Below are 24,995 nucleotides of genomic sequence, written 5' to 3'. Positions count from 1 at the left end.
TGAAATAAAGCCGGATAATATTTCTTTGTATTTTTTTTATCAAATAATTGAAATTTTAAGGTTTTTATTATGTAGGTTTTTTGTTTATAAAATAGTGACTAAATGATATCTTAAATCCTAATTTATAAGAGATTTTATATAATTAGTTGTTTTGTTGAACTGTATCGATTTATAAGAGTCTCTGTGAGTAGTTTAGATTACCTAATAGAACTATATTAATAGGGAATTCCTCAATAATGAGTTGTATAAATTTGAGTTAAATTTATCACTTTTGGTGCAAATTGATTGGTGTTGTTATGTTTTGCACTAATTTGGTCTTCGTTAGATTGGGTAAGATGTTGGCGCTAGCTTAAATTCTACTCGTTATTAATTGGGTTATTTTTTATAAAATAGTGGTCTGGAATTGTCAGTTTTTAGTAAACATAAATGATTCTCAATTAATTTATAGACAGATTTGTATTAGGTTAGTGGTATATTAATACAAAATGAACTAACTAAAATATTTCAGAATTATTCAACTCTTTATGACTATTGATTGAACTAGAGGCATTTGGTTTGCAGCTCTTGTCTGTTAGATTGCAAGTTGATTATTTTTTGATTGCTATTTTTATCAGTCACTTAGATGTTTGGTTTTAAATTTTAATAATATAGGAGATAATTTAAGTGTTACTTAAATTGGAATTAAGCATGGTCAAAAATAATGGTATAAAAATCTTTAAATTATCTTGTATCTCTTCATCTTTACTCTTTTTACTGTCTTGCAGCAGCACACCTACAACCGATATACAAAGTGAACTTGTTTCACCTACCCAATGGCAGTCCGTGCTAACTAAATATCAGGATACATCTCCTCTGCTATCTGACAATATACAATCAGACAAACTAAAAGCTTTAATTAATGATGCTCTGGTTAATAACTTAGAATTGCGCTCCCAAGCACTTAATTTGCAAAAAGCTGAGATTAATTTGAAAAGGGCGGGGATGGCACTTTGGCCAGATTTAGATTTTAAAGTGGATGCAAGTCGAGGTAATCGAAACGGTATCTCGAACAGTTTTAGCCTAGGTTTAACCACAAGTTATAATTTAGATATCTGGGGCAAATTGTCAGATGCGGAAAAAGCGGCACAGCTTGGCTATCAAAAAGCTGAAATTGCTTTTCTACAAACTAAAAATAATATAGTTAGTCAGGTCGCTAATGCTTGGTTTGATTTAGTGGCTGCCGAAAATTTTTATAAGCTATATGAGCAAAGGACATTAAATGTCAAAAATAATCTAGACATCATTGAGCAAGGTTATCAAGCGGGATTAAACAAAGCATTAGATGTGTACCTTACTCGAAGCGACTATGAAAAAGAGCAGTCAAGGTTAATCAGTCAGCAACAACAAATCGAAAACGCCAGCAGAAAGTTATCTCTATTAATTGGGGGCTACCCAGATAAATCTATTACGAGTGACTTTTTATTCAAACAGGTCAAAGTTAGTGTACCTAAAGGCGTACCGGCAGAGGTGATAAAAGCGCGTCCAGATATACAGTTAAGCTGGTTAGATGTGTTGATTGATGATGCAGAGCTTGCTATCGCTCATAAAAATAGGTTTCCAAAGTTTGAGATAAGGGCTTCCATTTCAGATGAAGAGTCCAAAGTATCTAATTTATTAAAAGATGGCTTGTGGTCATTAGCCGCAGGCATAACTTTGCCTATTTTAGATTCCAGAAATTTAAAATCAGCTGAAGAAACAGCCCAGCTAGAATTTCAACAAAGCGAGTTAGCTTATCTTAAAACCACTTATGAAGCTTTCCATGAAGTTGAGACAACTTTGACTCAAATTGATGTTTTAGATAGGCAAAAAAAGCATGCAGTATCTCAGAAGGAAAATGCGGTAATCGCCGAGAAGTTGGCCTTTGAACAATATCTAAATGGTTTGGTGACATACGCTACGGTATTAACTGCTCAAAACCGAACCTTAGATGCGGAAATTCAGTTACTCGAATTAAACAAAAATTTGGTGGTTAATCAAATTAGCCTCCATTTAGCACTAGGTAAAAATTGGCAATCGATAGCAGGAACAGAGATTAATGAATAAGCGTTTAAAAGTATTTATCCCATTTTTATTGCTGGCTGTATTTGTTTTACTCGCCTGTATGATTTTTTGGTTTAAGCCAAGTGCGGAAAGAAACTTTAAACCGCCTCAATCAAAAATTTCAGTTGATGTCGTCAAACTACAGCAGCAAGATTTTCAAGTCTATTTAAACTCCTATGGCGAAGTCGGCGCACTCATACAATCTAAATTGCAATCTCAAGTCAGTGGCAAAGTAATATACATTTCAGAATCATTACGCAGTGGTGGATTTTTTGAAAAAGATGAATTGTTGTTGCAAATAGAAGATGTTGATTATCAATCTGAAGTTGATATTAGCTATGCAAATTTGCTTGATATGGAACAAAAATTGGCAGAGCAGCAAGCTTTGGCTGAACAAGCTAAGTTGGACTGGGAGCGATTAGGTCAAAGTGGTCAACCAAGTGATTTGGTATTACGAAAGCCCCAATTATCAGCTGCTAAAGCTCAATTAGCGTCAGCAAAGGCTAAGCATAAACAAGCCTTAATTCAACTGAATAGAACAAAAATTCTAGCGCCTTTTTCAGGTCGAGCATTAGATAAGTATGTTGATATTGGCCAAGTTATTTCGACTAATACTTTGATTAGTGAGATTTATGCTTCTGATGCAATAGAGGTGGAATTACCGATTAAAAACAATGAATTAGAGTTAATGGATTTACCTGAGCAGTACAAAGGAAAGAGCAAAACTTCAGAAGCAGATGTCTGGATAATATCTGAAATATCTAACAAAGAAAAATGGCGTGCTAGGTTGGTTAGAACTGCAAGTACAATAGATCCCGTTAGTCGTCAGTTACATGTAGTTGCAAGGTTAAATGATCCATTTGGGGTTAAAGCAGAAGGCCGTTTCCCTCTAAAAATTGGCCAGTATGTCCGTGCCGAGATACAAGGTAAATTGTTGAAAGATGTCATAGTGATTGATAACTCAGCGATATACCAAGGTAGTTATGTTTACTTGTACTTAGATGGTGTTTTAAAGCGCCAGCCGGTCGATATCTTGTGGCAAAATAAAGCCAAAGCTGTAATTAAATCCGGCTTAACCTCAGATGATTATTTAGTGACGACATCTTTAGGCCAAGTTTCTAGTGGGACTTTAGTTAATGTTCAGAGTAAAGGTGATGATACGGCTAAAAATTTAACATCGAATAACAAAGCTAAACCATTTGATTTAGACAAAGCACTACAAAGAATCCCTGCTGATAAGTTAGCAAAGTTGAAACAGATGGCTAAAGATGAAGGCAAAAGTTTAGAGCAAGTGATTAAAGAGCAGCGTCGTAATCGAGGGCATAATTAATGATAGCTTGGTTCACCAAAAATCATGTCGCTGCTAATTTATTGATGGCCGCTATCATAGCAGCTGGTTTACTCAGTTTAACTTATCGGATCCCTTTAGAGGTTTTTCCTAGTATTGATTCTGATAAAATCAGTATTAAAGTTAGTTTAAGAGGGTCGACCCCCGAAGATGCTGAGTTATCTATAGCGACTCGAATTGAGGAAGCTTTGTTTGATTTAGAGGGAATTGAGGAACTAACGAGTCGTTCGACTGAGGGTGGTTCAACAATAACCGTTGAAGTTGAACAAGGCTATAACCCAAGAGATTTATTGGACGATGTAAAAAATAGAGTTGATTCAATTAACACTTTACCTGATGAAGCTGAGCGGCCCATTATTTCTTTGGCGGTACGCAAACGTGATGTTATTGATGTGACGATTTCGGGTAAAGATGTTTCGGAAAAAGAGATAAAGCAAATAGCTGAGAAAGTTAGAGACGATCTTTTAAAGTTGGATGGTGTTACCCAAGTTTCACTTGAAGGGGTTCGCCAATATGAAATTGCAGTCGAACTGGATCAAGATACACTTAGGCAATACGATTTAACCTTAAGTCAAGTGGCAAATGCAATAAACCGCAGCTCGCTTGATTTATCTGCAGGTAATATAAGGACTGAAGGGGGTGACATTTTAATCCGCTCCAAAGGCCAAGCTTATCAGCAGGACGAATTCGAGAGAATTGTGCTTAAAAGTCACGCCAATGGTACGGTACTGACTTTGGGTGATATCGCTAAGATAACAGATGGATTTGAAGAAACTGCATTAAAAACTCGCTTAGATGGAAATTTTGCTGCAACTATTTCGGTTTATAGGGTAGGGCAACAAAGTGCCATATCCGTTGCTGATCAAGTTAAGCTATATATTAATACTGAGCAAGCTAATATGCCCCAAGGTATAAAGCTTGGTTATTGGAGCGATGATTCTCGAATCGTTAAAAATAGGATAGCGACCTTAGTTTCTAACGCGCTTCAAGGCGGCATATTAGTTTTAATTCTGTTAAGTTTATTTTTAAGACCCGCTGTTGCCTTTTGGGTCTTTATTGGTATTCCTGTTAGTTTTTTAGGCGCTTTTTTCATCATGCCTTTCTTAGGTATCAGCTTAAATATTGTCAGTTTATTTGGTTTTATTGTGGTACTAGGGATTGTCGTAGATGATGCGATTGTGACAGGTGAAAATGTTTATAAACATTTAGGCGGCTCTGAAAATGGATTGCAAGCTGCGATTAATGGTACTAAAGAAGTCGCTGTCCCTGTGACATTCGGCGTGTTGACAACGGTTGCAGCGTTTTTACCTATCTTTTTTATGGAAGGTAATCGCGGCAAAATATTTGCTCAAATACCAGCAGTGGTAGTGCCTGTATTACTCTTTTCTTTAGTTGAATCTAAGTTCGTTTTACCTGCCCACCTAAAATATTTGAAAGTTTCAAAAGATATATCTAAGCAAACGCGTCTGCAACAGTGGCAACAAGGTTTTGCCTCTGGTTTTGAACAAGCTATTTTAAAGTATTATAAACCGGCATTAGATTTTTGTATTAATCATAAATCTTCTACTGTCATAAGCTTTGCGGGTATATTGATTTTGGTTATCTCGGCTGCTATGGCAGGGCATGCTAAGTTTACTTTTTTCCCTAGAGTACCTAGTGAAACTATTACTGCGACATTGACAATGCCGAGTGGTACACCGTTTGAGGTGACTGATAAGCACATTACGCGAATGACAGCGATTGCTCAGCAGTTACAAGATAAATATATAGATGAAATAACTAATGAAAGCATCATAATGCATGTTCTATCTAGAACAGGCTCTGGGGGCAATGCTGCCTGGGGACAAGTTAGATTTCAAGTTACGCCACCCGAAACAAGAGCAAATACGATGACAACTCAATCGCTTGCTAGAGAGTGGAGAAAGTTGATAGGTGATATTCCTGGTGCAGAAGAGTTAATTTATCGCTCTGAAATAGGCCGGTCATCCGATCCAATTGATATACAGCTGAGAGGAAACAATACTCAACTACTGGCTAAATTGAGTGAACAAATTAAGCAGAGATTGCAGACCTATCCAACAGTATTTGAGATTCGTGATTCGATGGAAGACGGTAAAGAAGAGCTCCAAATTGAATTAAAAACAGAAGCCTATTTATTAGACATCAGCCGTTCGGACATTATTCGTCAAGTACGCCAAGCTTTTTTTGGGGTTGAAGCGCAGCGAATACAAAGAGGTAGAGATGATGTTCGGGTTATGGTTAGGTTTCCTCGTGAGGAACGTGAATCTATCGCCTCGCTTAAAGATATGCTGATTACGACAACTAAAGGTCAAAAAGTACCATTATCTCAAGTTGCAGTGCTAAAACCAGGTAAAAGCCCGAGTGCAATTTATCGTCAGGATGGTTATAGAACCTTAAATGTTCGAGCCGATCTGGACAAAGAAAATACTAATGTGACAGTGTTGAATGCCGACATGTCAGGATTTTTAAAAGAATTGATTGGTCAATACCCTGAGGTTGATTATGTCATGCGCGGTGAAGCTGAAGAACAAGCAGATTCGTTTTCTTCTTTGTTTTGGGGGGTAACTGCAGCATTAGTCGCGATTTATGTCTTATTAGCAATCCCACTAGGCTCTTATTCAGTGCCGCTTATCGTCATGTCTGTCATCCCATTCGGCGTAATCGGTGCAGTATTAGGTCATTGGCTAATCGGCATGCATTTAACTTTAATGAGTTTACTTGGTCTGCTTGCTTTATTAGGCATAGTGGTAAATGATTCACTGGTGTTAGTTGATTACATAGGAAAAATGCGGGCTAAAGGGCATGACGTCTTAGAAGCGGTATTAACCGCAGGCGCTGCTAGATTCAGGCCTGTTATGTTGACCTCTATGACAACGTTTATTGGACTGATGCCTCTGTTATTTGAAAAGTCTACTCAGGCTCAATTTTTGATTCCAATGGCAGTTTCACTAGGCTTTGGGATCATTTTTGCAACCTTGATTACACTCATTTTGGTGCCAGTAAATTATTTGCTTGTTTATCAAATTAGGCAAAAGTGGCGCAGTTTATAAATCGGCTAACATTTAATACTAATCCATCCTAATTATTGCTCAATTTTACGGGTTAAAAAGCACGTAAACTGCGTTATGAATTTTGCGATTAGTTTACTAGTAGCAAAATTCATAACTTGTTAGCGCACTTTTTTTCTATGTAAAATATAGATCAAAAATTTAGGTGAACTGGAATAACAAATTCTCAATGATATTTTGATATTAGCGACTATAATCATTTTACAAGCAAATATATTAGGGACGACAAATGCGTGTATTGGTACTAATAGTTCTATTTCTATCTAGTGCAGCTAGCTTAGCGGACGAGGCAGCAAAAATACAATATTCTGGCTTTGCTCGATTTATCGGTGGAGCCACGATTTCATCTAATGATACGGCGATCGGTTACACTGATGACTTTAAAGTTAACCAGCATAGCTTAATTGGTATCCAAGCCGACTATGCTTTTTCTGACAAACTTTCGGCTACAGTTCAACTACTTGGTAAATCTGAGAATTTTGATTCTGGCTTAGAATGGCTCTATTTAACCTATCATCTCAATGAGAATTGGCAATTTAAACTAGGAAAGTTAAATACGCCTTTTTTCGAATATAGCAGCATTATCAATGTCGGTTATGCTTATCACTGGGTGCTACCACCCGAAGAAATTTATGCGTCCTTCTTTTTTCGAAAATTTAATGGCATACAAGCCAATTATTCATATTTAGCTGAGCAATTTGACTTAAATATTCAAACTTATTTTGGTTATGTTGATGATGAAATTCAAGCAGGTGAGACTGTATATACAGCTGAATCTGATGTTTTTACAGGTTTTGTAGCGAATATTTCAAGTGAAGCATTAAAGTTTAGAATTTCTCATACATTTGGTGATTACTTGGTTCGGGAAACTGAGTTAAGACCTTTTATTGATATACTTAATCAAGCCTCAGTAATAAATCCGGTTTACGCAAATGCAGCAGAAAAACTGACCGTAGATGGCGATATTAATTTCACCCAAATGAGTTTGTCTTATAACTTAGTTGATTTTTTCTTCAGTTCAGAATGGATCAAAGTTAAACATGATATTGATTTACTGACAGAAATGGAAAGTAAATACATCAGCTTAGCTTACCTAGTTAATGAGTTTACTTTTCATGTAACGCTTGCTAAAAAGTCCGCAAACTATGATGCTCAGCTACCTGCCATACCAACAACCGGCGGTTTAAACACCAATCTTGATGTTGTGATTGAGCAATATGAATTTTTACGACAAAACCGCCCAGATTCCTCATCCAAAAGCGTTACTTTGGGCTCAAGATGGGATTTCAAAGACAGTTTAGCTTTTAAGCTTGATATCAAGTGGATTGAAGGCAGCCCTACAACTACTTTGCCAACCATTGATAGTGTGCCATACGATGGTCGTTCGACTTTATTAGTCGGAGGTATCGAATGGGTGTTTTAACTTGGCCAAAAAAGCTTTTGTTGTTTTCAAGCTTTTTTACATCCTACTGTGTTTCTGCTGATATTTTGGTTGTGACACACAAAGACAGCAAACTTGAATTGACACGTCAGCAAATAAAACACTTATACTTGGGGGCAAAGATTGCGGATGGTGAAACAATTGTCAAGCCTATTAGTTTACCTTCGGGTGACATGACTCGAACTATTTTTCATACGAGAATTGTTGGGTTGAGTGAGTCAAGAATTCAATCTTACTGGGCTCAGATGCGCTTTAGTGGGCAAAGAAAGCCACCTGTTGAATTATCGGATATGCAACAAATAAAACTGCTAGTGACTGAGAAGAAAGGTTATATTGCTTATCTTCCTTCCGGTTCCTTGAATCAAACTGCTTACAAAGTATTATATAAAGTCAGTTTAAAATAGATTACTTGCTCTGTTTTTTAATTTTTGTTCAGTTGCTAGGCACTTTAATAAGTGATCTATTTTGAGCAGTGTTTCGGCTAAGTCATTATATTTTACAGGTTTTGAAAAGTAGTAGCCTTGGATTAAATCACAACCTAGGTTTTTTAAGAATTCGTATTGCTGTTTAGTTTCTACCCCTTCTGCGCATATCTCTAAATTTAGCTTTTGTCCCAAGGAGATAATAGATTCAACCACTAGTCTGTCATTTTCTGACTTGAATAAATTTTTAATAAATTGCTGATCAATTTTTAATGTATTGGCTTGCACCTGGGTCAGATAACTAAGTGAAGAATAACCAGTGCCAAAATCATCTAGGGCAATAGCACAGCCCATAGCTTGAATATTTAGCATAAAGCCTTGCGCGATTTCAAAATTCTCCATGTAAGCAGACTCTGTAATTTCAAATTCAACTAGCTTAGGTGATACTTGATGTTCAGATATGGCCTGCCTAATATGTTGAATAAAATCTGGTTTTAAAATGTCAAAGGTGGATAAGTTAAAACTAACTTTTATATGCTTTTGATAATCATTGTATAGAGAATTTATTTGTTGAAAGCCCTGATTGATTACCCAAAGTGTAATTTCGTGAATCTTACCTGACTGTTCTGCAATTGGGATAAACTCTGCAGGCGAGATAAATCCTAAGCTTTTGCTATTCCACCTTATTAAAGCTTCTAACCCTACGACGCCTTTTTCGGCACAAACTTTAGGTTGATAAAGCATACTAAACTCGTTGTTTTGTAAACCTTTACTGATAGCACTTGCGATTTGTAGACGGCGATCTTGTTCAACCTGCATCTTGGAAAGGTAAGCAATACTTTGGCTTCTGCCACTGGATTTAGCACGATACATAGCGGTATCGGCATTACTCAATATTTCAAGCATGCTAATGTTTTTGGGCGTATTGTAAGCTATACCAATACTCACAGTGATTTGTAATTCCCAGCCCTTAATATGCATAGGCCTATTTAATTCTTGGATAATGCGACTACATATATCCAAAACATTATTCCTTGCTTTGTCTTCATTAAAGCAAACTATGCTAAATTCGTCGCCACCAATCCTAGCGATCAGTTTTTCTAATTTTAATAAGTCCTTTAATCTAGTTGTGACTTCCACTAGTAGCTCATCTCCAGCTGCATGCCCTAAAGAGTCATTAACTGTTTTAAAATCATCTATATCTAAGAATAAAACTGCAAGTTTCTTATTGTCGTTTTGTGCGGTTCGTAGATAACTACTTAGGATTTCCATAAATAGTTTTCTGTTTGGGAGGCCAGTTAAAGGATCATAGTTAGCCAGCTGGATTAGTTTCTTTTGTTGTTCTAACAGGGCTTTAGTTTGCTTTTCTGCTTCAGTTTTTTGTTCAGAAATCGTTGCTAACATTTGGTTGATGTTAACACTCAATACATGTACTTCATCGTTACCCGATTCTTTAATTCTCAAATCATAATTTTTTGATTTTTTAACGTTAAAGATAAGCTCTGTCAGATTAATCAACGGCTTAATGGTCGAATTTTGTACCCACTGCGATATCAATATGATGACCACAACTGCTAATAAAGCCAATGGTAATAGCTTAGCTAGAAAAATACTCTGACTGTTTTTTAATCTTGAATGATAGTTAAAAGATAAAATTAAATAACCAACAGAGTAATTCTTATCTCCTATTGGTGTTGTCACTAACATCTCAGTTTCAGTTAAATCTGTATTCAGTTGAGTGAAATTACGGTTTATGACTAACTCTAAAGTTCGATTTAACTCAGATATCAATTTTTCAGAATGTAGAGAAGGGTTGATGAATTGCTGTATAACTTTATGTTGGTTGTCTAATACTAAAGCATATTTCATATGACTTTCGGTATCGAGCTTCAGAAGTTCTGTCGATATGCCAAAGTCATCAATGGGCTCTTGATTAAAGTATTCGATTAAATCATTGGATAAATTAGTTGCGAGCGCTTGGGCGTCAGAGCTAAAGTTTTTTTTGTAAAGCCGAGTGTGCTCGTTAATGGATATCAGTAACAACGCAACTGATGTGACAATAACCACAGTTGACGTCATCAAAATTAATTTAGTACGAATACTAACAAACATTTATTATCCTTGTGTAAACTTGGTGGTGCTACGTCAGCCTGACTCTATGTTTATTGGTTAATTCATTGAAAAATAACCCAGACATTTACAGATAAGATTTACATACTTAACTATTGTCTAAATTTGTGCTTTTTCAATTAAATTATTAACTAATCTAGTTAATTTTGCTTAACAACACAATAGAAAAACAATTAAACTATCTGAGATTGTGAGCTCAATGCAAAATACGATACAATGTTCACACTTTTATCGTTTATTTGTCTTAATTATCATTTTTAAATTAAGCTTTCCGGAGAATTAACATTTTATGGTCGACACTGTAGATCGCCCGAGTAATTTTATTCGAAATATCATAGATGAGGATTTAGCGAATGGAAAACATAGCCAAATTCACACTCGTTTCCCACCTGAGCCTAACGGTTATTTACATATAGGTCATGCTAAATCAATTTGTTTAAACTTTGGTATAGCTCAAGACTATCAAGGGCAATGTAATCTGCGGTTTGACGATACTAATCCTGAAAAAGAAGATATTGATTATGTTCGTTCTATTCAAGACGATGTCAAGTGGTTAGGCTTTGAATGGAGCAATGAGATTTGCTACTCATCAAACTACTTCGATCAATTATATGCCTATGCCGTTGAATTAATTCAAGCAGGCAAAGCCTATGTATGCTTTTTAAATGCAGAAGAGACGAGAGAGTACCGCGGTACTTTAACTCAACCAGGTAAAAATAGTCCTTATCGAGATACGAGTCCTGCTGAAAATTTAGCGTTATTTGAAAAAATGAAAGCGGGCGAGTTTAAAGAAGGTGAGTGCGCGTTACGAGCTAAAATCGATATGGCGTCACCTTTTATGTGTATGCGTGACCCAATCATTTATCGAATCAAATTTGCTCATCATCATCAAACAGCGGATAAATGGTGCATTTATCCTATGTATGATTTTACCCATTGTATTTCTGATGCAATCGAAGGCATCACACATTCGTTATGTACACTAGAGTTTCAAGACAATAGACGTTTGTATGACTGGGTCTTAGATAATATTTCGATTGAAGCTAGACCACATCAATATGAATTTTCTCGATTAAACCTTGAATACTTTGTCATGAGTAAACGAAAGTTAAATACGCTCGTGACTGACGGCCATGTTAGTGGCTGGGATGATCCACGTATGCCGACAATCGCTGGTTTAAGACGACGTGGTTATACCCCAGCTTCAATACGTGAATTTTGTAAGCGAATTGGCGTAACTAAGATGGAAAACATGGTAGAAATGCCTATGTTAGAAGCTTGTATTCGAGAAGATTTAAATACTAACGCAGCCAGAGCTATGGCTGTTTTAGATCCATTGAAGATCATCATCGAAAATTACCCAGAAGCAGATGAAGAAATTTTATCTGTCTCAAACCATCCGCAAGATGAGTCTTTTGGTAAGCGTGAAGTACCTTTTGCTCGTGAAATTTTTATCGAAAAAGAAGACTTTAGAGAGTCTGCAAATAAGAAATTCAAGCGTTTAGTATTGGATAAAGAAGTCCGATTACGTGGTGCTTATGTGATTAAAGCTAACCGTATCGAAACGGATGAGAATGGCGAAATCACTACGGTTTATTGTACCTATGATGCTGATACTCTAGGCAAAAAACCAGCAGATGGACGCTCTGTGAAAGGGGTTATTCATTGGGTTTCTGCAAAACATGCTAAACCAGTTGAAGTTCGTTTATACGATAGATTGTTTAGCGTCGCTAATCCTGCTGCTGAAGAAGATTTTTTAAACGCAATTAATCCTGAAAGTTTAGTTACTAATAGTAATGCGTTTGTTGAACCAAGTTTAGTCGATATAAAGCCGAGCAAAGCCGTTCAATTTGAGCGAATTGGCTATTTTTGCAAAGACTCAGTTGACTCTACTGCAGAAAATGTCGTTTTTAACTTAACGGTTGGTTTAAGAGACACTTGGGATAAATAAAGTTTAATCTTTATTCTCTAACGACTTTAAAAAGGCGAACTAGTTTTACTAATTCGCCTTTTATTTTGATCCGATTTCAGTCAAAACTCGTAAAATAAAAATTATCAATTAAAATATAAGTTATAACTTTTTGTTTTGAAGGTGTGATGTGGCTGATGGCAGTTTTATTATTAAAGCCGAACTGAATATTTCTCATGTTGATACACATGAATACTTTAATTTAAATCAGGTTCTGGCAACCAAGTCTTCTGAATCAAGTGACCACTTAGTTCAGCGTATTTTGGCGCTCGCCTTATTTAAACATCAAAACTTAGAGTTTAATCAAAATGACTTCTTGGCAGGAGAACCAGATCTTTTTGTTAAACGTAATCAAGCACATTACGAACATTGGATAGGTGTGGACGGCTTTTTACCTGAACAGTTAGAAAAAGCAGAAGCTAAATCGGAGCATGTTTGGCTTTTTTATCATGATACAGACAAAGCAAGCAAACTGCTAAAGTCAATCAATAAACATCCAAGATTACAATTAATCCAATACTCACCAGAGTTAATCACTCAACTCAGCCAATGTATCCAAAAGCAGATAAAATGGAGCGTGATGATAGATGGTGACTTATTGACGGTTGCTGCAGATGACTTGTTCGTTGAATCTGAAATTCATCAGTATCATCCATTAACAGTACCTAAACTCGACTTTATTCACTAGCTTAGCTATATGGATTGCGAAATTGGCTTTATATGGTTTGGTCAATTCGATTATGAATATTATTCCAGTTTTCAGGCTCTAGCCCTCTTAAAATGTAAGACCAAGCAATTAATTCTGCAATAATGATATAAACTTCTCTTGGGATTTCTTCACCTATATCCAACTCAGCTAAAAAGTTGGCTAATTCAGTATCTTGATGCAGTAAAACACCGTGTTCTTGTGCTAAGTTAATAATTTCATCAGCTAAATCATCAAAGCCTTTAGCGATTACTTTAGGCGCCCTCGGTGCGTCGTAAGTTAAAGCTATGGCTTTATTGTCTAGATTTTTATTGTTTGTCATTTTGAATAAAATCCTTGTAGTGAGGTTTCTTGCCATAAATGCTCGGCGATTTTGGCGCAGTTGTATTCGACCTCGTTGAGCTGTATGCCGGATTCAGCTAATTTTTTCCTCAAATGCGATATTTTGTCTTCCGCTATAATAGCCAGTTTTGGGTTTTCACAATATAAATTTAACCTGAGTTCATTTTCAAATAGACTTGCTTTAGTGACCATTTTACCAAGTGCTTCTAAGTCAAATTTTACTGAAAACTTCCACATAGATAAGGCTTTGTCTTGATTTGATAATTCGTCTTCATGTTGTTCTAGATTAATTTTGACTTCAGCTTGTTCAACTTTGCTATTCGCACCGAATGGGATAGTTGCAAAAATTTGAGCGTGAGATTCTGTTTTAGATAATGCCGTTTGCTGTTGGTTGTGCTGTATGTGTTTTAAACTCTGGGCTAGGGCCTTAAGAGTTAGGCTGCCTTCTGGGCTTAAATGCGGTTTGTTTGTTTTAGCGCTAGTTGTCGTTTCTTTATTATAATTTCTAGATGTTTTAGGCTTTAATAGTAGTTGTAAAGCTAGTGCCAGCTGGTTCGATAATCCAGTAGGGTTAGTCTGGCTGGTTAAACTTTGCGGCATATTTATTTGGCTTTGGACTATCTGCTGTATCTGCTCAGCATTGTGTAGTTGAGTGAATTGGTTTAGTAAACTTCTAATGGCTTTAGTGACGCTTTCATTTGGTTTCGGTGCCGCCGAGATTAGTTCAGCATTTTGTTGCTCTGTCACTTGAGCTTGTAATTGACTAAACAGCTCGTTTAAGGGTCTTATCTGACCTACTTGGTGTTTAAGTTGCTGATTCAATTGTGATTTACTGCTGGCACTAAGTTCCAAAATCTGCTTATCTGAAATGAGACTGGTTTGGTTAAGTTGTTTTAATAAACTCTGTTCGGATAACTTAGGATCAAATTTTTCAAACAGCTGAGTCTGTGAGCTAGATAAATTTTCTTGATGAGTGTTTTGAATATCTGGATTTAATTTTACAGTGTTTTCTTTTGTTGGGGCGTTGATTAATCCTGATTGCTGTAAATCATTTTTCAGTTTAGCACTCATAGGTACAGATATACTGGTATGAGGTTGTTGGCTTAAAACTAGGTTTTTATTTTCTAAATTTAGTCTGAGACCAGCTAAACTATTTAGTTGTTTTAATGCCTCTCTATGCTCCGGAAGCAAACTAACATTCAATTTTTCAAGCACTTGTGTAATGTTCGAGTTTTGTTTAGCTACTTGGTTATTTTGCTGCTCAATTAAATTTTTAATACTCGGTATTTCATCCATGACAAAATGGAATTTTTGACCATTTGCTAGTTTTAGTTCGACTTGGTTATGAGCTAATTTTACATTTGCTAATTGACTCTGTGCGGCTGTATTGGCTTGTTTTAAGTCTTCTAAAGCTATTTTAACCTTTTGCCCCGCAAGTTTGATGTTAATTTCTTGGTCGTGGATTTGTATGGTTTTAATTAAGTGATTTCCCTGCTTAGGGATTAATTTTGTGATTAAAGCATCAACAAAACTATTGTTTAGTTTGTTTAAATTAAGTTTATGAATCTCCTTTGTTTGATTATTGATTAATTCAATCATTCTCTCGGGATTGTGGCGACTTGAACCTTGGGTTTTCAAACTAGCGGTATAGGAACCGGTTATTAAACTTGCTAAGCTTTTAGGGAGTTGAATCTTGTCATTTGAGATATGTAAAAAACCATTACTGATTTTAGTCTGTAGCTCAAAAGGCGCTATGATAGGTTTTTCGTTTGTATTAATGACTTTTACACTTAAACCATTATTCGTTTGGTTGACTTGTAGGTATACCGATTGTTGTTTAGCTAATTTGGCTGAAACAGGGATTTGATAAACTCTGCCGTCAAATTCAAACCTTGCTTGGTTATTAGAGATTTTTGCTAATACTATATTGCCTTTTGGCGTCTCAGATTCTGAATGCTGCAGCGCTTGGTTAAACAAAAACGCTTTATTGCTATCGGTTAATGTCTGGCTAAATATTTTGATTGATGCAGGCCTAATAATTAATTTATCCGAGTTTAGCTCGACTGAAACAGTTTTTACATTCTCTAATTGTTGCTGCTGATGTTTAGTTAACTCGACATGAACTTTTTGCCCTGTCTGAAAAGTTAATTGGCTGGTAATTTGATTTACTTTTGTTAAAGCCGCTTGGCGAATGTTTCCAATTTGGTTCAATGAGTTTTGATAGCTAGCACTCGCTTGCTTAACTAAATCAGCCGCGTTATTTTTTAATTTATTTAAAGATTGATTAAATGTCATGATTGATATCAAGTTATCTGGTGATAATTAGTCTCTCAACTGTCGTTTTTAAACTGCATTGTGTTAATATCTCGCACAAAATTATTCGTGGTTAATATTCATTTTGTTATCGGCCAAAAACCTGACTTGCGTTAGAAATCAACGTGTTTTATTTGAAAATTTGTCATTAGAGCTCAATGCTGGGCAGTTAATGTATGTTACCGGCCCTAATGGCGCTGGAAAAACGACCTTACTCAGAAGTTTAGTCGGTTTAAATCAATTACAACACGGTGAAATCACTTTTAACCAACAAAACATTTCCGAATGTGGAACTAATATCTTGTTCATCGGTCATAAGCCCGCAATAAATGAGTGGCTGACAGCAGAACAAAATCTTTTGCATTGGCTCTCGTTAACACAGGTACAAGCAGATTCTACAGAGTTGTTATACAAAGTCGGTTTAACTGGTTTGACTGATGTACCTGTTAGATATTTATCAGCCGGTCAAAAAAGAAGAGTTGCTTTGGTTAGAATGTGGATCTCCCAAGCTAAAATTTGGGTATTAGATGAACCTTTTACTTCTATTGATCATAAAGGTGTTGAGGTTTTAACTGCCTTATTTAAACGGCATAAGGAAAACGGTGGATATGTCATTGTGACTAGCCATCAAAGCTTACCTGAATCGATTGTCGATCAAGAATTTAAATTGGCATATAGGTTTTAATTATGATGTATAGCCAGTTTTTTAAGCATATGCTGCAACGAGATTTTCAGGTGGCTGCAACGCAAAAGCATGAGTTTGGTTTGCCAATTATCTTTTTTATTTTAGTGTTAGTGTTATTCCCACTTTCTATTGGTCCTGAACCCGGTTTGTTAAATAGACTAGCACCAGCAGTTGGCTGGATTGCATTAATTTTAGCTATGCTAATTGCCTTGCCTAGAATGTTTGTTGAAGATTATGAAAATGGATGGTTAGAGCAATTATTTTTATCAGGTTATCCCGGTAGTTTAATTGTCTCCGCTCGAATCATCAGCTTTTGGGCGCTATATTGCTTGCCGCTTGTATTAACCAGTTTTTTATTGGTGCCGTTCTTTTCGTTAGAAATTAAGCTTTGGTGGGTTTTAGCTCAGACTTTGTTATGTGGCAGTATGTTGATGGCTTGTTTAGGCTCAGTAGCAAGTGCATTACTAGTTGCAAGTCGAAAAGGTAGTGGCGTGATGGCTTTATTAGTGGTTCCGTTATTGATACCTGCCTTGATTTTTGCGACAGCAACTATGGATGCAGCTGGACAGAATTTGCCAATAACAGGTCCTATGTTCATTTTAATGGCGTTAACTATTTTCGCTTTAACAGTGGCGCCAATAGCGACAGCACAAGCATTAAAGTTGAATTTGGGCTAGTTAATAAATCATTCAGAATTAGAGTAATATTTAAGAGAATCGTTATGTTTAAGTGGTTACACCCGTATGCTAAGCCTGAAAAAGCTTATGAACTTTCTTTAAGTTTTTACAAATGGCTAATGCCGCTCTCTTTAATTGGAATTTTTGTCGGTTGCTTATGGGGTTTAATGTTTGCACCAACTGATTACCAGCAAGGCGATTCTTTCCGCATTATCTATATCCATGTTCCTTCTGCTATTTGGTCAATGGGCATTTATATGTCTATGGGCATTGCAGGGTTTTGTGCTCTGGTTTGGCAGATCCGTTTAATGGAAATTAGCGTATTGGCTATGGCGCCCATTGGCGCGATATTTACAGCGCTGGCATTAATTACCGGTTCTCTTTGGGGTAAGCCTATGTGGGGCACTTGGTGGGTGTGGGACGCGAGACTGACTTCGGAACTCATATTGTTGTTTTTATACCTTGGTGTGTTTGCTTTGTTTCACAGTTTTGACGATCAAAGAACAGGCGCTAAAGCCGCTTGCATCTTAGCCGTTATCGGTATGATTAATGTGCCTATTATTCATTACTCAGTTGAATGGTGGAATACGTTACATCAAGGTGCCAGTATTACCAAGTTTGATAAACCTTCTATTGCAGGGCCTATGTTATGGCCATTATTAATCAATATTTTCTCAGTGCTATTATTTTTTATTGCTTTAACTGGTTACCGATTTGCAACTGAGCTGTTAAGGGCTGAAAGCCACAGAAAATGGGTTATTAACTTAATTAAATAAAGGCCATTAATGGTGAGATCTAGGTTAATCCCAAGATCATGTACAGAATTTTAAATTTATAGGTGTGTTATGGGTGCGTTTGATTCTTTTGCAGAATTTATCTCGATGAATGGTTATGCAGATTATGTCTGGTCTTCGTATGGGATAGCGGCTTTATTAATTGTTGGTTTAGTATTTTGGTCTAAACATAAACGAAAACAATTAATTGAAGAAATTAAGCAACAAGATGAGATCAAAAAACGTAGAAGCCAACACACAAATTCGGAGATGAGTTTATGAATCCAAGACGCCAACGCCGTTTATTCACTGCACTAATTTTAATTGTCGGTTTATCACTAACTGCAGGCTTAGTTTTATATGCGCTAAAAGATAATATCGATTTATTTTATACGCCTTCAGAGATTATCAATGGTAAAAACGAAACTGGAATTAAACCTTCTGTTGGTCAAAGGTTAAGAATTGGCGGTATGGTGGTTGATGATAGTGTTAAGCGTGCAACTGATAGTCTAGATGTTGAGTTTAGAATTGTTGATACTGGTCCAGAAGTGACAATTAAATACACGGGCATTTTACCTGATTTATTTAGAGAAGGTCAGGGCATAGTCGCCAATGGATATTTGCGTGAAAATAATGTCATTGAGGCATTTGAAGTATTAGCTAAGCATGATGAAGAGTATATGCCACCTGAAGTTGCTGAAGCAATGAAAGGTATTAAGCATGTTCGCCCTGAATACACTGAATCACAATTAAACCAAGGTCAGTAAAATATGATACCTGAAATAGGCCATTTTTCGTTATTAATCGCTTTTGTATTTTCAATCTGCTTAGCGATATTTCCTATGATAGGTGCCCAGAAGCGCATTGCTGATTTAATTGCGCTGGGAAAACCTTTAGTCCATGCTAATTTCGTTTTATTGTCAGTTTCCTTATTCTGTCTTGCTTGGTCTTTTTATCATAACGATTTTTCTGTTTATTATGTCGCGATGAACTCAAATTCAGAGCTACCTTGGTATTATAGATTATCTGCTGTTTGGGGCGCTCATGAAGGTTCACTGTTACTTTGGGTGTGGATTTTAGCCCTATGGACTAGTGCGGTTGCAATCTTTAGCCGTACTCTGGATGATGATGATGTTGCCCGTGTCCTAGCGGTAATGGGTTTTATTTCTATTGGCTTTTTAGCTTTCGTTATTTTCACTTCAAACCCATTTGAAAGAACCTTCCCAAATTTCCCTATTGATGGACGTGATCTGAATCCATTATTGCAAGATATTGGTTTGATTATTCATCCACCTATGCTTTATATGGGCTATGTTGGCTTTTCTGTTGCGTTTGCATTTGCAGTTGCTGCACTAATTAGCGGTAAATTAGATGCTACTTGGGCTCGCTGGTCTAGACCTTGGACATTAGCGGCTTGGATCTTTTTAACTGCTGGTATTACTTTAGGTAGCTGGTGGGCATATTATGAACTTGGCTGGGGTGGCTGGTGGTTCTGGGATCCTGTAGAAAATGCTTCGTTTATGCCTTGGTTAGCTGGGACAGCTTTAATTCATTCATTAGCAGTTACAGAAAAACGCGGTGCATTTAAAAGCTGGACTGTTTTACTGGCGATTTCGGCGTTTTCTTTAAGCTTGCTGGGTACCTTTTTAGTACGTTCAGGTATTTTAGTTTCAGTTCACGCGTTCGCGAGTGATCCAACACGTGGTTTGTTTATTCTCATTTATTTATTGTTAGTGATTGGTGGCGCGTTAACTTTATATGCAATTAGAGCCTCTAATGTTGTCAGTACTCATAGATATAAATTGTTCTCTCGCGAGGTTTTCTTATTCTCGAATAATATCTTACTCGTTGTCGCTTTAGTTGTTGTGCTTTTGGGTACTTTATTACCTTTAGTTCACAAAGAAATTGGTTTGGGTTCAATCTCGATTGGCGCCCCCTTCTTTGACCGTATAGCAGCGCTTTGGTACTTGCCATTTTGTTTGTTACTTGGAGTTGCGCCTTTTGTACGGTGGAAACAAGATAAGTTATCGCGTTTAACTGGAAAGCTTGTTTCAGGACTCGTTATTGCTTTACTTACAGGACTGACTTTTTATCTAGCTTTAGAGATAGACTCTGTCGTTACTATGACAGCTGTGGTGTTAGCCGGATGGGTTGCTGGTTTGACTTTATTGGAATTAGTTAAAAATAAACAAATTTTAAAAATATCATTGTCTCATTGGGGCATGATATTTGGCCATTTAGGTTTCGCTGCGTTAGTGCTTGGAATTGCTGTTACACAATGGGGCACAGTAGAGCAAGATGTTCGAATGAAAGTCGGAGAGCAAGTGGTACTTAATGATTATACCTTTAAGCTTGAAGCGGTTGATTTCGTCAAAGGACCAAACTATTCAGCCTACCATGCAAAATTCGATATTGCACAAGGCGATAAGCAGTTCGATTTACAAGCGGAGAAGCGTTATTACAATGTACAGTCTAATGTAATGACTGAAGCTGGAATTGACGCCAGCTTGGCTCGAGATCTATACGTTGCTTTAGGTGAGCAATTACAAGATGGCGCTTGGGCTGTCAGAGTTTACGTTAAGCCATTTGTACGTTGGATTTGGCTAGGTGGGCTATTAATGTCAATTGGTGGTTTACTCTGTATTGCAGATAAACGCTATCGTAAAATTTTGAGTGCTAAAGCTTTAAATAAGCCAGTAGGCAGCCAAGACGAAACTCAAGTTAAAGCAGCGCAAGAGGTGCAAGCATGAAGTCAATTCGAGTCATTATTCCGATTGTCTCCTTTTTAGCTGTCAGCATATTCTTGTATAAGGGACTGTTCTCAGACCCGACAGATATTAAAAATGCCAATGTTGAGCGCCAATTTCCAGATTTTAATCTGCCAGATTTAATGGATGAAAACCTTTTCTATCAAAAAGATAGTGTTAAAGGTGATTATACCTTAGTTAATGTTTGGGGGACTTGGTGCGTTACTTGTCGAGTCGAGTTGCCTTATATGACACGATTAAGGCAAGAGGGTGTCAGAATTGTCGGCGTCTATTACGACAACGCAGCTGATGCCGCTTTTGGGGAAGTGAATGTAGAGCAAACTCGGCTTGAAGTGAAACAAATGTTGGCCCAACTCGGTAATCCTTTTCAGTTTAATATTTATGATGTGAAGCGAGACCTGTCTTTAGATTTAGGCGTAACGGGTGCACCGGAAAGCTTTTTAGTGAATCCCGAGGGGGTCATCATTGCCCACAGACGTGGTGCAATAGATGAACGTGTTTGGCAAAAAGAGTTTCAGCCACTACTCAATTCGTATTCTAATCAAGCTAAGAGCCAATCAAATTAAGCAGGGCTATTAAATGAAAGAATTTTTTAAATTTGTTATTTTTATCACAAGTGTGTTTGCTTCAGCTAATTTACTCGCTGTTGAAGAGAATTATCCGTTTGAAAGTGAAGCTAAACGCGCGGATTTTGAAGCCTTAGTGCAAGAATTAAGATGCCCTAAATGTCAAAATCAAAACGTAGCTGACTCGAATTCATTAGTGGCAATCGACTTAAAAAATAAGACTTATCAATTGGTTCAAGAAGGCAAAACAAAACAAGAAGTGGTTGATTACATGGTGCAAAGATATACTCAATTTGTTCATTACGATCCGCCAGTAAATCATGTCACAATTTGGCTTTGGATAATCCCAGGTTTTATTTGTATTTTTTTGGTGCTATTTGTACTTAAGCGCAACCGTACAGAATCAGGTAGTCAGATTACCGATCCTCATATAAGAGAAGCAGAAGCTATTTTTGCTGAACTTGAAAAACAAAGTCAATTAAAAGCCAATTCAAATACAACTCAAGAGGTTGATAAATAAAGTGATTAATTTAACTATTGTACTGGCTTTAATCGCCATTATAGCCTCTGTTGCTGTTGTATTTCCTTGGCTGAGAAAAAAACACGTATTGCAGTTAGACCAAAAACGGCAAACTGAGCTGTATGCTGAAAAATTAGCAGATATTCAAGCTGATTTAACATCAGGAAATATAGATGAGCAAGCCGCGCAAGCTGCAAAAGATGATTTAAAAATTCAATTAGCAAGCGAATTGGCGTTAAACCATTCTGGACATGGCAAGGGCTTTAATCCAAAGTTACTTTGGTTATTACCAGTTGTAACTTTGGTTATCGCGTTTTCAATTTATCGCATTCAGGGTAAACCTGAGCAAATGATTCAATTTTATCAAGCCAAAGAAAACACGCCAGCCTTTGGTCAAAAATTATTGAGTGGTGATCAAAATTTTACTACTGAAGAATTACAGCAATTTTACATTGGCTTAAGGCACCAATTGAGCCAAAAGCCGAATGATGCAGTTGGTTGGCTTCTACTTGGCAGAGTTGCCTATTCAAATGGTGAATTAACCAATGCCATCGCCGCTTTTGAGCATTCAATCAAGCTAGATGGTTCGAATATATCTGCTTTATTGAGTTATGGGCAGGTATTGGTTGCGACTAATGATGAAACCTATTTAAAGAAAGCCGCTAACGTTTATTTGAAAGTTTTACAGCAATCACCACAAGAGAGTGAAGCTTTAGCTATGGCTGGCTATGTGGCGTTACAGTTAGACGATATGGAATCTGCTACTCAATATTGGCGTTTTGCTTTAAAGCTATTACCTGAGAATGATTCGCGCCGTTTGGTGATGGCAAGAACTATCCCTGTTTTAGCTGAAGAATTTAATATAGATATTAGTTCATCAGCAATGCCGCAAAACCATCCAGCAACAGCAGATCACCCCGTTAGCGAGCAGAAAACTCAAGATGCTAATGCAAATCAAATTTTAGTAAGTTTTCAGTTAAGTGATGAAACTCAAGCTAGATTATCTGAGTTTAAATATTTAGTTGTGTTTGCTCGACCGGCATTAGCAGGTCCACCAGCTGCTGTGGTCAAGATTGATCTTGATAAATATTTCCCAACGCAAGTTAAACTATCTGACGATAACGCTATGATGCCTAATTTCAACTTATCTTCGTTAACCTCTGCTCATGTGACTGTACGTTTATCTAAAGACGCTGATGTGAGCAAGAGCGAAGGGGAGATAGAATACAATAGCGAAAAACTTGAGCTGTCAAACAACACGGCGCTGAATATTTTACTCTAGGCTGTTTAAAGTATTAATCGGTTAAACAGACCAAACTTATAACCTAGTCTCTGCTTATTTGAACTGAGATTAGGCTATATTCATCCCTTATGGCCACGATCTGAGTTTTTCTATCTCCTTAGATTGATTTAAAAGCGATAGTACAGCAAGTGCTTTAGCTACTAATCTAATGCTAACTCGCTAGTTGCGCTTTAATTTAAGTTCTAAAGCACAAATATCATGATATGAATTAATAAAATACCTCTATTCAAATTTAGATTTTGGCCATTTCTATACAACCGATAATAACAAAAAATAATGTTAATCGTTTAACTTTATTTTGTCTTTAAAATCAAAGCTGTATTTTCGATTGTTAAATAAAATATGAAATAAAGCTTGTTAAACGTTTACTTTGATGTGTATTATATTGTTGAAAGTTTGTTAAATAATTAATAAGGCAATAACGATATGATAAAAACAAAACTTATTCTGACAATAATTTCAGGGATTGCGTTAGTTTTTACCCACACGAGTGCATTCGGATTTGCTAAAGGTGCGGATGTAGGTTGGTTATCTGAGATGGAATACTACGGCACTGAGTTCTATAACGATGCTGGAGAAGAGCAAGATGTATTACAAATCTTAAAAGATCATGGTATGGATTCGATACGACTGAGAGTATGGGTCAATCCTGAAGCTGGTTGGAATAGTGTAGATGATGTAATTGCGAAAGCGATAAGAGCAAAAAATGCTGGTATGAGAATTATGATCGATTTTCATTACAGTGATTCATGGGCAGATCCTGCGAAGCAATTTAAGCCAGCTGCTTGGGAAACTTATGATATAGATGGTCTAATGTCGGCTGTTTGGTGGCATACCTATGATGCTTTAAATGCGATTAAAAATGCAGGTATCACACCTGAATGGGTACAAGTCGGTAATGAAACAAATAACGGTATGTTATGGGAAGAAGGGAAGGCAACTAATAGCATGCAAAATTTTGCATGGTTAATAAATAGTGGCCATGACGCTGCCAAAGAAGTTTTTCCGAATGCTCAAGTTATCGTTCATCTAGCTAATTGTCATGATAATGCTAACTTTCGGTGGATTTTTGATGGTATTACACAGCATGGCGCAAAATATGATGTCATAGGTGCTTCAGCTTATCCAACTAATGCGGCTCCAACAGCTTGGCAAACCATTAATAACCAATGTTTAGCTAATATGAACGATATGGTTTCTCGTTATAATAAAGATGTGATGATTACCGAAGTTGGGGCCCCTTGGGATGATGAAAATGCACCCGCTATCATTGCTGATATGATATCTAAAGTTCGACAAGTTGAAGGTGGCAGAGGCTTAGGAATTTTTTATTGGGAACCACAAGCTTCTAATTGGAATGGCTACACCTTGGGTGCTTGGGATCCAAATACAGGCAGACCAACACAAGCTCTGGATATGTTTTTAGAGTCAAGCTCTACATACCCGTCAAATCGAATCCAGTCTCGTCAAAGCAATAAATGCATTGATGTTAATGGTGCTAAAACAGCAAATGGCGAAGATGTTTTACAATGGACTTGTCATAATAATGCCAACCAGCAATGGTCTTTTGAACCAGTTGAAAATGGTTACTTTCAAATTAAAGCGAACCATAGTGGCTTGTGCTTGGACATCTATGCTCATAGTACCGAAAATGGTGGGAATATAGTCCAGTGGAGCTGCTCTGGAAATTATAATCAGCAGTTTTTTAAAGAAGATATGGGTGACGGATATTATCGTTTGAGATCTAGATTAAGTGATAAGTGTATCGATGTAAATGCTGGAGGAACCAGTAATGGAGACTCAATAATACAATGGACTTGTCACAGTAATTGGAATCAACAATGGAAAGATAATTAACGTTTTA

The 24,995-nt window shown here is 36.8% G+C and carries 20 protein-coding genes; 17 read left to right on the top strand and 3 right to left on the bottom strand.

Going from position 1 to position 24,995, the window contains the following annotated elements; all coding sequences use genetic code 11:
• The first annotated feature begins 687 nt into the window (after nt 1-687).
• The 5 genes from XM47_RS03745 to XM47_RS03725 all read left to right on the top strand — a co-directional run bounded on the left by XM47_RS03745 (nt 688) and on the right by XM47_RS03725 (nt 8,361).
• Entirely contained in the window at nt 688-2,082 is a 1,395-nt protein-coding gene (locus XM47_RS03745; protein ID WP_149865442.1) for a TolC family protein, read from the top strand.
• Nucleotides 2,075-3,409 (top strand): efflux RND transporter periplasmic adaptor subunit, encoded by a 1,335-nt coding sequence (locus XM47_RS03740; protein ID WP_077066458.1) that lies wholly within the window; start codon nt 2,075-2,077, stop codon nt 3,407-3,409. The genes XM47_RS03745 and XM47_RS03740 overlap by 8 nt, the downstream gene beginning before the upstream one ends.
• On the top strand, nt 3,409-6,498 hold the full coding sequence (locus XM47_RS03735; protein WP_048689837.1) for an efflux RND transporter permease subunit: 3,090 nt from the start codon (nt 3,409-3,411) through the stop codon (nt 6,496-6,498). The genes XM47_RS03740 and XM47_RS03735 overlap by 1 nt, the downstream gene beginning before the upstream one ends.
• A gap of 247 nt (nt 6,499-6,745) precedes the next feature.
• Complete coding sequence (locus XM47_RS03730) at nt 6,746-7,939, top strand: porin family protein (protein ID WP_048689834.1); 1,194 nt, start codon at nt 6,746-6,748, stop codon at nt 7,937-7,939.
• Nucleotides 7,927-8,361 (top strand): hypothetical protein, encoded by a 435-nt coding sequence (locus tag XM47_RS03725; protein WP_048689829.1) that lies wholly within the window; start codon nt 7,927-7,929, stop codon nt 8,359-8,361. The genes XM47_RS03730 and XM47_RS03725 overlap by 13 nt, the downstream gene beginning before the upstream one ends.
• Here the strand turns inward: XM47_RS03725 and XM47_RS03720 are convergent.
• On the bottom strand, nt 8,353-10,491 hold the full coding sequence (locus XM47_RS03720) for a putative bifunctional diguanylate cyclase/phosphodiesterase (RefSeq protein ID WP_048689826.1): 2,139 nt from the start codon (nt 10,489-10,491) through the stop codon (nt 8,353-8,355). The two genes, XM47_RS03725 and XM47_RS03720, sit on opposite strands and share 9 nt — an antisense overlap.
• Before the next feature lie 307 nt (nt 10,492-10,798).
• Here XM47_RS03720 and glnS point away from each other — a divergent pair, with 307 nt between their 5' ends.
• On the top strand, nt 10,799-12,460 hold the full coding sequence (gene glnS, locus XM47_RS03715) for a glutamine--tRNA ligase (protein ID WP_048689824.1): 1,662 nt from the start codon (nt 10,799-10,801) through the stop codon (nt 12,458-12,460).
• Between the two features lie 148 nt (nt 12,461-12,608).
• A complete protein-coding gene (locus tag XM47_RS03710; protein ID WP_048689822.1) occupies nt 12,609-13,166 on the top strand; it encodes a YaeQ family protein in 558 nt (185 codons plus the stop codon).
• A 28-nt stretch (nt 13,167-13,194) separates the two neighbouring features.
• Here the strand turns inward: XM47_RS03710 and XM47_RS03705 are convergent, their stop codons facing one another.
• Both XM47_RS03705 and XM47_RS03700 read right to left on the bottom strand, forming a co-directional pair.
• Complete coding sequence (locus XM47_RS03705) at nt 13,195-13,506, bottom strand: EscU/YscU/HrcU family type III secretion system export apparatus switch protein (RefSeq protein WP_048689819.1); 312 nt, start codon at nt 13,504-13,506, stop codon at nt 13,195-13,197.
• Nucleotides 13,503-15,821, bottom strand: a complete 2,319-nt coding sequence (locus tag XM47_RS03700; protein WP_048689816.1) for a flagellar hook-length control protein FliK — start codon at nt 15,819-15,821, stop codon at nt 13,503-13,505. Before XM47_RS03700 ends, XM47_RS03705 begins: the two co-directional genes overlap by 4 nt.
• Before the next feature lie 103 nt (nt 15,822-15,924).
• Between XM47_RS03700 and ccmA the strand changes: the two genes are divergently transcribed.
• The 10 genes from ccmA to XM47_RS03650 all read left to right on the top strand — a co-directional run bounded on the left by ccmA (nt 15,925) and on the right by XM47_RS03650 (nt 24,988).
• The gene (ccmA, locus tag XM47_RS03695; RefSeq protein ID WP_048689814.1) at nt 15,925-16,524 is read left to right on the top strand and encodes a cytochrome c biogenesis heme-transporting ATPase CcmA; all 600 of its coding nucleotides are present in this window, start codon (nt 15,925-15,927) and stop codon (nt 16,522-16,524) included.
• Between the two features lie 2 nt (nt 16,525-16,526).
• A complete protein-coding gene (ccmB, locus tag XM47_RS03690; protein ID WP_048689812.1) occupies nt 16,527-17,201 on the top strand; it encodes a heme exporter protein CcmB in 675 nt (224 codons plus the stop codon).
• A 44-nt stretch (nt 17,202-17,245) separates the two neighbouring features.
• Nucleotides 17,246-17,977 carry a heme ABC transporter permease gene (locus XM47_RS03685; RefSeq protein WP_048689808.1) on the top strand — a complete coding sequence of 244 codons (732 nt, stop codon included), beginning with the start codon at nt 17,246-17,248 and terminating at the stop codon, nt 17,975-17,977.
• A 69-nt stretch (nt 17,978-18,046) separates the two neighbouring features.
• Nucleotides 18,047-18,256: a heme exporter protein CcmD gene (gene ccmD, locus XM47_RS03680; protein ID WP_048689806.1), complete on the top strand. Its 210-nt coding sequence runs from the start codon at nt 18,047-18,049 to the stop codon at nt 18,254-18,256.
• The gene (gene ccmE / locus XM47_RS03675) at nt 18,253-18,741 is read left to right on the top strand and encodes a cytochrome c maturation protein CcmE (RefSeq protein WP_048689803.1); all 489 of its coding nucleotides are present in this window, start codon (nt 18,253-18,255) and stop codon (nt 18,739-18,741) included. Before ccmD ends, ccmE begins: the two co-directional genes overlap by 4 nt.
• A gap of 3 nt (nt 18,742-18,744) precedes the next feature.
• Nucleotides 18,745-20,724: a heme lyase CcmF/NrfE family subunit gene (locus tag XM47_RS03670; protein ID WP_048689800.1), complete on the top strand. Its 1,980-nt coding sequence runs from the start codon at nt 18,745-18,747 to the stop codon at nt 20,722-20,724.
• Nucleotides 20,721-21,308 carry a DsbE family thiol:disulfide interchange protein gene (locus XM47_RS03665; protein ID WP_048689797.1) on the top strand — a complete coding sequence of 196 codons (588 nt, stop codon included), beginning with the start codon at nt 20,721-20,723 and terminating at the stop codon, nt 21,306-21,308. The genes XM47_RS03670 and XM47_RS03665 overlap by 4 nt, the downstream gene beginning before the upstream one ends.
• A 13-nt stretch (nt 21,309-21,321) precedes the next feature.
• On the top strand, nt 21,322-21,828 hold the full coding sequence (locus tag XM47_RS03660; protein WP_048689794.1) for a cytochrome c-type biogenesis protein: 507 nt from the start codon (nt 21,322-21,324) through the stop codon (nt 21,826-21,828).
• A 1-nt stretch (nt 21,829) separates the two neighbouring features.
• A complete protein-coding gene (gene ccmI, locus XM47_RS03655) occupies nt 21,830-23,110 on the top strand; it encodes a c-type cytochrome biogenesis protein CcmI (protein ID WP_048689791.1) in 1,281 nt (426 codons plus the stop codon).
• 447 nt (nt 23,111-23,557) lie between these two features.
• A complete protein-coding gene (locus XM47_RS03650) occupies nt 23,558-24,988 on the top strand; it encodes a glycosyl hydrolase 53 family protein (protein WP_077066457.1) in 1,431 nt (476 codons plus the stop codon).
• Nucleotides 24,989-24,995 lie beyond the last annotated feature (7 nt).

This window comes from Catenovulum maritimum, from assembly GCF_001050375.1.
GTDB classification, from domain to species: Bacteria; Pseudomonadota; Gammaproteobacteria; order Enterobacterales; family Alteromonadaceae; genus Catenovulum; species Catenovulum maritimum.
Note: the sequence above shows the minus strand (reverse complement) of the source record. Positions and strands in the feature narration are given on the sequence as shown.

Coding starts and splice junctions, on each gene's coding strand:
- XM47_RS03745 (WP_149865442.1), top strand. CDS start 688: ATGGTCAAAAATAATGGTATAAAAATCTTTAAATTATCTTGTATCTCT.
- XM47_RS03740 (WP_077066458.1), top strand. CDS start 2,075: ATGAATAAGCGTTTAAAAGTATTTATCCCATTTTTATTGCTGGCTGTA.
- XM47_RS03735 (WP_048689837.1), top strand. CDS start 3,409: ATGATAGCTTGGTTCACCAAAAATCATGTCGCTGCTAATTTATTGATG.
- XM47_RS03730 (WP_048689834.1), top strand. CDS start 6,746: ATGCGTGTATTGGTACTAATAGTTCTATTTCTATCTAGTGCAGCTAGC.
- XM47_RS03725 (WP_048689829.1), top strand. CDS start 7,927: ATGGGTGTTTTAACTTGGCCAAAAAAGCTTTTGTTGTTTTCAAGCTTT.
- XM47_RS03720 (WP_048689826.1), bottom strand. CDS start 10,491: ATGTTTGTTAGTATTCGTACTAAATTAATTTTGATGACGTCAACTGTG.
- glnS (WP_048689824.1), top strand. CDS start 10,799: ATGGTCGACACTGTAGATCGCCCGAGTAATTTTATTCGAAATATCATA.
- XM47_RS03705 (WP_048689819.1), bottom strand. CDS start 13,506: ATGACAAACAATAAAAATCTAGACAATAAAGCCATAGCTTTAACTTAC.
- XM47_RS03700 (WP_048689816.1), bottom strand. CDS start 15,821: ATGACATTTAATCAATCTTTAAATAAATTAAAAAATAACGCGGCTGAT.
- ccmB (WP_048689812.1), top strand. CDS start 16,527: ATGATGTATAGCCAGTTTTTTAAGCATATGCTGCAACGAGATTTTCAG.
- XM47_RS03685 (WP_048689808.1), top strand. CDS start 17,246: ATGTTTAAGTGGTTACACCCGTATGCTAAGCCTGAAAAAGCTTATGAA.
- ccmD (WP_048689806.1), top strand. CDS start 18,047: ATGGGTGCGTTTGATTCTTTTGCAGAATTTATCTCGATGAATGGTTAT.
- ccmE (WP_048689803.1), top strand. CDS start 18,253: ATGAATCCAAGACGCCAACGCCGTTTATTCACTGCACTAATTTTAATT.
- XM47_RS03670 (WP_048689800.1), top strand. CDS start 18,745: ATGATACCTGAAATAGGCCATTTTTCGTTATTAATCGCTTTTGTATTT.
- XM47_RS03665 (WP_048689797.1), top strand. CDS start 20,721: ATGAAGTCAATTCGAGTCATTATTCCGATTGTCTCCTTTTTAGCTGTC.
- XM47_RS03660 (WP_048689794.1), top strand. CDS start 21,322: ATGAAAGAATTTTTTAAATTTGTTATTTTTATCACAAGTGTGTTTGCT.
- XM47_RS03650 (WP_077066457.1), top strand. CDS start 23,558: ATGATAAAAACAAAACTTATTCTGACAATAATTTCAGGGATTGCGTTA.